Origin of the sequence: Salibacter sp. (assembly GCF_031581065.1) — a bacterium.
In the GTDB taxonomy this organism is placed as follows: Bacteria; Bacteroidota; Bacteroidia; order Flavobacteriales_G; family Salibacteraceae; genus Salibacter.
This window is the reverse complement of record NZ_JAVLBN010000082.1, coordinates 1-4715: the sequence shown is the minus strand read 5'-3', so window position 1 is coordinate 4715 and position 4715 is coordinate 1. Positions and strand designations below refer to the sequence as shown.

General features: G+C 40.1%; 3 protein-coding genes and 2 tRNA genes. 4 read left to right on the top strand and 1 reads right to left on the bottom strand.

Features of this window, described 5'->3' with window-relative positions; genetic code table 11:
* Positions 1–216: 216 nt before the first annotated feature.
* A complete protein-coding gene (locus tag RI557_RS11380) occupies positions 217–966 on the bottom strand; it encodes a LytTR family DNA-binding domain-containing protein (protein ID WP_310668735.1) in 750 nt (249 codons plus the stop codon).
* Between the two features lie 375 nt (positions 967–1341).
* Between RI557_RS11380 and RI557_RS11375 the strand changes: the two genes are divergently transcribed.
* The 4 genes from RI557_RS11375 (at position 1342) to RI557_RS11360 (ending at position 4553) form a co-directional block, all read left to right on the top strand.
* Positions 1342–1415: transfer RNA gene (locus RI557_RS11375), tRNA-Ala, on the top strand.
* A 157-nt stretch (positions 1416–1572) separates the two neighbouring features.
* A tRNA-Arg gene (locus RI557_RS11370) sits at positions 1573–1644 on the top strand.
* A gap of 123 nt (positions 1645–1767) precedes the next feature.
* Entirely contained in the window at positions 1768–2919 is a 1152-nt protein-coding gene (locus RI557_RS11365) for a hypothetical protein (RefSeq protein ID WP_310683873.1), read from the top strand.
* On the top strand, positions 2919–4553 hold the full coding sequence (locus RI557_RS11360; protein ID WP_310668733.1) for a glycosyltransferase family 39 protein: 1635 nt from the start codon (positions 2919–2921) through the stop codon (positions 4551–4553). Before RI557_RS11365 ends, RI557_RS11360 begins: the two co-directional genes overlap by 1 nt.
* Positions 4554–4715: the final 162 nt, after the last annotated feature.

Sequence of the window (4715 nt, the reverse complement as noted above, 5' to 3'; positions counted from 1 at the left end):
AAATAAAATGAAGCTTGATTAAATGATAGAGTGAGATAGAGATAACCTATCACATGAAGAGTGAAAGTTAGATTTCCCCATATTGTATATTGCCCGTTTTACAGACAAATCAGGTTTGAAGGATTGGTGGGTAGGCTAAGGAAAAGGTTTTAAGTCGGGGGTAGAAGGGTAAAAAAAGAAATAAAAACCAAATAAAGGATAAAGGTCAAAAGGGGTTTAAATCAAATTCAAGGTGTTGATAAGGTTTTCTTTGTAAGTTCTGCTGAATGGAATATTGCGATCATTGACGATAACGATATTCTCAGACAACTGAACTGTGTTTACGTACTCTGTATTGATCACGTAATTGCGGTGAACACGAATAAAAGTTGACTCGGGGAGTTTCTTGATGAAATCCTTGAGAGCAATCTTCACGTGAATTTGACGGTTTTCTGTAAAAATCGAGCAGTACTTTTCTTCTACTTCAATAAACTCAATTTTGTTGGTTTCAACACGCTTGAGCTTGTTGCCAATTTTCACAAAGAAACTGTGATTCTCAACATTCCGATGAAGGGGCGCTTCATTGATCGCGTTGCCGTTTTTCATCTTTTTGCGAAAATCCAATACAGCCTTTTCAATGCTGTCTTTCAGCTTCTTTTTCGTCAAAGGATACTGAACATAGTTTTTATGAAACCCTGTTTTGTTCTTTTCAGAACCGTTGTTCAGTTCTTTAGGGTCTCTTAGGAAAAGGATTGGTACATCTGAGTGCTGACTCAGTTCGTTGGCTACATCGTAACCGGATGAACCACCATTTTCCTTAGTGTCGATCAGAACCACATCTGGTACTGACTCTTCAAAGGCGCGCAGGGCTTCCTGACCACTGCTCTCTACCGAAGTAAGGTTAATTTCATCTCCCTCGAAATAGGATTCGAGGTCCTGATTTTCATTAACCCCACTGTTCACAGCTAAAACATTGTATTTCCTCATACTATTGGGATTGAGTATTAAATTAATGTGAGACAAATTTATTGACTTTCTATTTGCAAACTGTGACTCATTATTTGCATTTTATACCCAACCTATTGTTAATTGTGCTCAAAGCTTTGTAGTTAGCAGGTTACAGCTGTTCATAAATTCACCCAAAGTTGTAATTCAGTCTCAAAATGACACTTATTCTCTAAAATTGGCAATTCGTTCCGCAATATTGCTAGTTATTAACAATTGTATAGCTTTATAAGGTTAAATATTGCGCTTTCATAATCTAAAAGACGTAAAAAGATGAAATAAAATGTGTTTTTGGTGGGTTTTTAAAATTGCTTTTCCATTTTTGCAATGCGCGATTTAGTATACCTTAAAATCACCGGGGCATTAGCTCAGCTGGCTAGAGCGCTACACTGGCAGTGTAGAGGTCATCGGTTCGACTCCGATATGCTCCACAAGAGGGGTGTATCAAAACCGGAAATCAAAAGATTTTCGGTTTTAAAAGGCTGTCCTTTAAAGCATTAATAATCGAAAGAATTAGGTTGCTACGTTTTAGTCAACTTTTTTCCAAATTATTCAACGCCTTTTGATACACCCCCCTTCTTCTTTTAAGCCTCCGTAGTTCAAGGGATAGAATAGGAGTTTCCTAAACTCTAGATCCAGGTTCGAGTCCTGGCGGAGGTACTTTTTCCCTGTTAACAATGACGAAATAATTCCCTAACAATCAGTAGTTTGATTTGTGTTTTCTTAGAGATTGATTAAACAGGACTTAATTTTTGGATTGCTTCACTGTGCTATCATTGAGGCATGAAAAAAGCAATTAGCATTACAATCAAGATACTTGTAATCATCCCGTTATCTATATTGCTTATTGCCGGTATATTTTACGCCAGAACCAAAATATACCGTTTCCCGGTTGAGATCCCTTTTTCAGGATCTGAATATTACAATCCTTATCGTAAAATAACTGATCACAAACTGAAAGGCAATTTACACGCACATGGCTATTCGTGGGGAGGTCTCACAAATGGCCATGATGAGCCAGAAAAAATCTACGAGTTCTATGAGAACAATGGCTATGAAGTTGTTGGAATTTCGAATTATCACAGGGTAGATAAAACGAGTTGCGCCAGTACGAGCCTTAAAATGCCGGTTTATGAACATGGTTACAACTTGTTGAAGTCGCATAACCTTGCTATCAACCCGACAAAAACATCGTTTTTTGATTACCCGCTGTGGCAGATGACTTCTCACAAACAACATGTTATTGATAAGATGAAGGACAATGATGCTAAAGTTGTCATTGCGCATCCAAAGTTGTTCAACAGCAAAACCAGTTACGATTTAAGTAAGCTCTGCAACTACGATTTTATCGAGGTTTTTAATCACTATTACGACTCTGAAGAGCCGTGGGATAGAGCATTGTCTGCCGGGAGAGTTGTGTGGGGACTTTCGAGTGATGATATCCATGCTCTCTCTGATGAGCCTGTTTGTAAAAGGTGGAATGTTATTTATGCCGGGGAAAAATCAATTGAGGGAGTAATGGATGCCATGGACAGCGGAACATTTTATATGGTAAAAAGTCAGGATGGTGAGTTTGATAATGATCTCAAAAGTTGCCGGGTTGTTGATGATGTTTTAACCGTGGCTTTTAAACGAAAACTCGATCACATCAGGTTGAAGGGTAAGCAGGGAGTACTGCTGAAAGAAGTTCGTGATACAAATGCTGTTTCGTACAACATTACACCATGCGACACTTATGTTAGAACGGTTGCCTCAACCGGATCTGACCAACTGCTCCTGAATCCGGTTATCAAAAGTTTTAGCAGCGATATAAAACCTGAATTTTCTCTCACACCAGAGGTGAATCAAACAGCTACATGGTTGTTCCGTATCGGCACTATTATCTTTATGGTAGCGCAGGCATTTTTAATAAGACTGGTAATTAAACGATTGTAATGCTCGAAAAAATCTACAAGACGCGTTTTAACGCACTTATTTTTCTGTTTGTCCTTTCCTCTGTTCTTTTTATCGGTCTCGGTAAAGTGCACTTGTTCGACTGGGATGAGATCAATTTTGCCGAGTCGGCTCGTGAAATGATTGCAAGTGGTAATTACCTGCGCGTACAAATTGACTTTGAACCTTTTTGGGAAAAACCGCCACTCTTCTTTTGGTTACAGGTTATTGCGATGAAACTCTTTGGCGTCAATGAATTTGCTGCGCGTTTTCCCAATGCCGTATTTGGTTTTGTTTACCTGGCTACGCTTTTCCTCATCGGGGCAAAGCACTTCAATAAAAAATTCGGGTTGATGTGGGCACTCATGTACATCGGTTCAATTCTGCCGCATTTTTACTTCAAGTCGGGGATTATTGACCCTATTTTCAATTACTTTATTTTCACAGCTATTTATTTCATGGTCAGATCCATACACGATGAAACTCACAATAAAAGATGGGCGGTTTTTTCGGGTATCATGAGCGGGCTCAGCGTTCTGACCAAAGGCCCGGTTGGATTTTTGTTGTTGGCGCTCACACTGCTCGTTTTTGTAGCTGTGAAAGGCCGAAAGTATTTTCCTTCTCTACTCAACATTCTCACTTTTTTTGCCGGATTTATCGGTATTGTGAGCATTTGGGTGGGTGCTGAAGTTTTCTCGAACGGATTGAGTATTTTGTGGCAATTCATCGATTACCAGATCGGGTTGTTGAGTAGTCCGGTAGCCGGGCACAAACAACCTTTTTACTATCATTTTGTGGTGGTCTTCATCGGTTGTTTTCCCTCATCGGTTTTTGCATTACCTACCTTTTTCAACATGCGATCAAAATCACCTTATGAGCTGAAGGTTTGGATGAGAAGCCTGTTTTGGGTGGTTATGATTGTTTTCACGATTGTCACGACCAAGATTGTTCACTATTCGTCAATGGCGTATTTACCGCTCTCTTTCCTGGCGACATTCTACCTGTTTAATGTAAGCTGGGGCCGACAGTCAAACAGGAAATGGCTTCGCGTTTTATTCCTGATTATAGGACTGCTTTTAGGTTCATTACTCATGACAGTTCCCCTTTTGATGGTCAACAAAGAAATTCTCTATCCGCTGATCAAAGACCCGTTTGCATTGGCTGCGCTCCAGCTTCCTGTAAACTGGACGGGCTGGGAAGCGAGCATCTGGTTGTTTTTTCTCATTGCGGTTCTTTTTACCTATTTCTTACTCAAAAGAAACAGGCATTTCAAGGCCATTGCGGTTATCGGATTGGCATCATTCGTCAGTTTGGAGCTTACACTCCAATTTATGGTCCCAAAGATCGAAGCGCATTCTCAACGAAGCGCCATTGAATTTTATGAAGAACTATCGGGGGAGGATTGCTACGTGACTACGCTCGGATTCAAAAGCTATGCTCACTATTTCTACTTTCAGCAACCCGATGACCAAAATGAACAGCGCAAGAACAAGCAGTGGCTGCTCACTGGCGATATCGATAAACCGGCTTACTTCGTGAGTAAAATCACCCATAAAGAAGCCGAACAATACGATCAATTAAAAAAGATCGGCAGTAAAGGCGGTTTTGATTTTTACGTGAGGGAGGTTGGGAAGTGATCTTCCAGACCTGACAGGTTCCCAAAACCTGTCAGGTTTTATTTCTCTAGTCAAAAAACTTCAACCCAATCACCTTTCTTCAAATACATACTTAATTCCCTCAATATGCGTTCATTTGCAACACTCGCCTAAACTGTGCGATGGATATGAAAAGGGAAATTC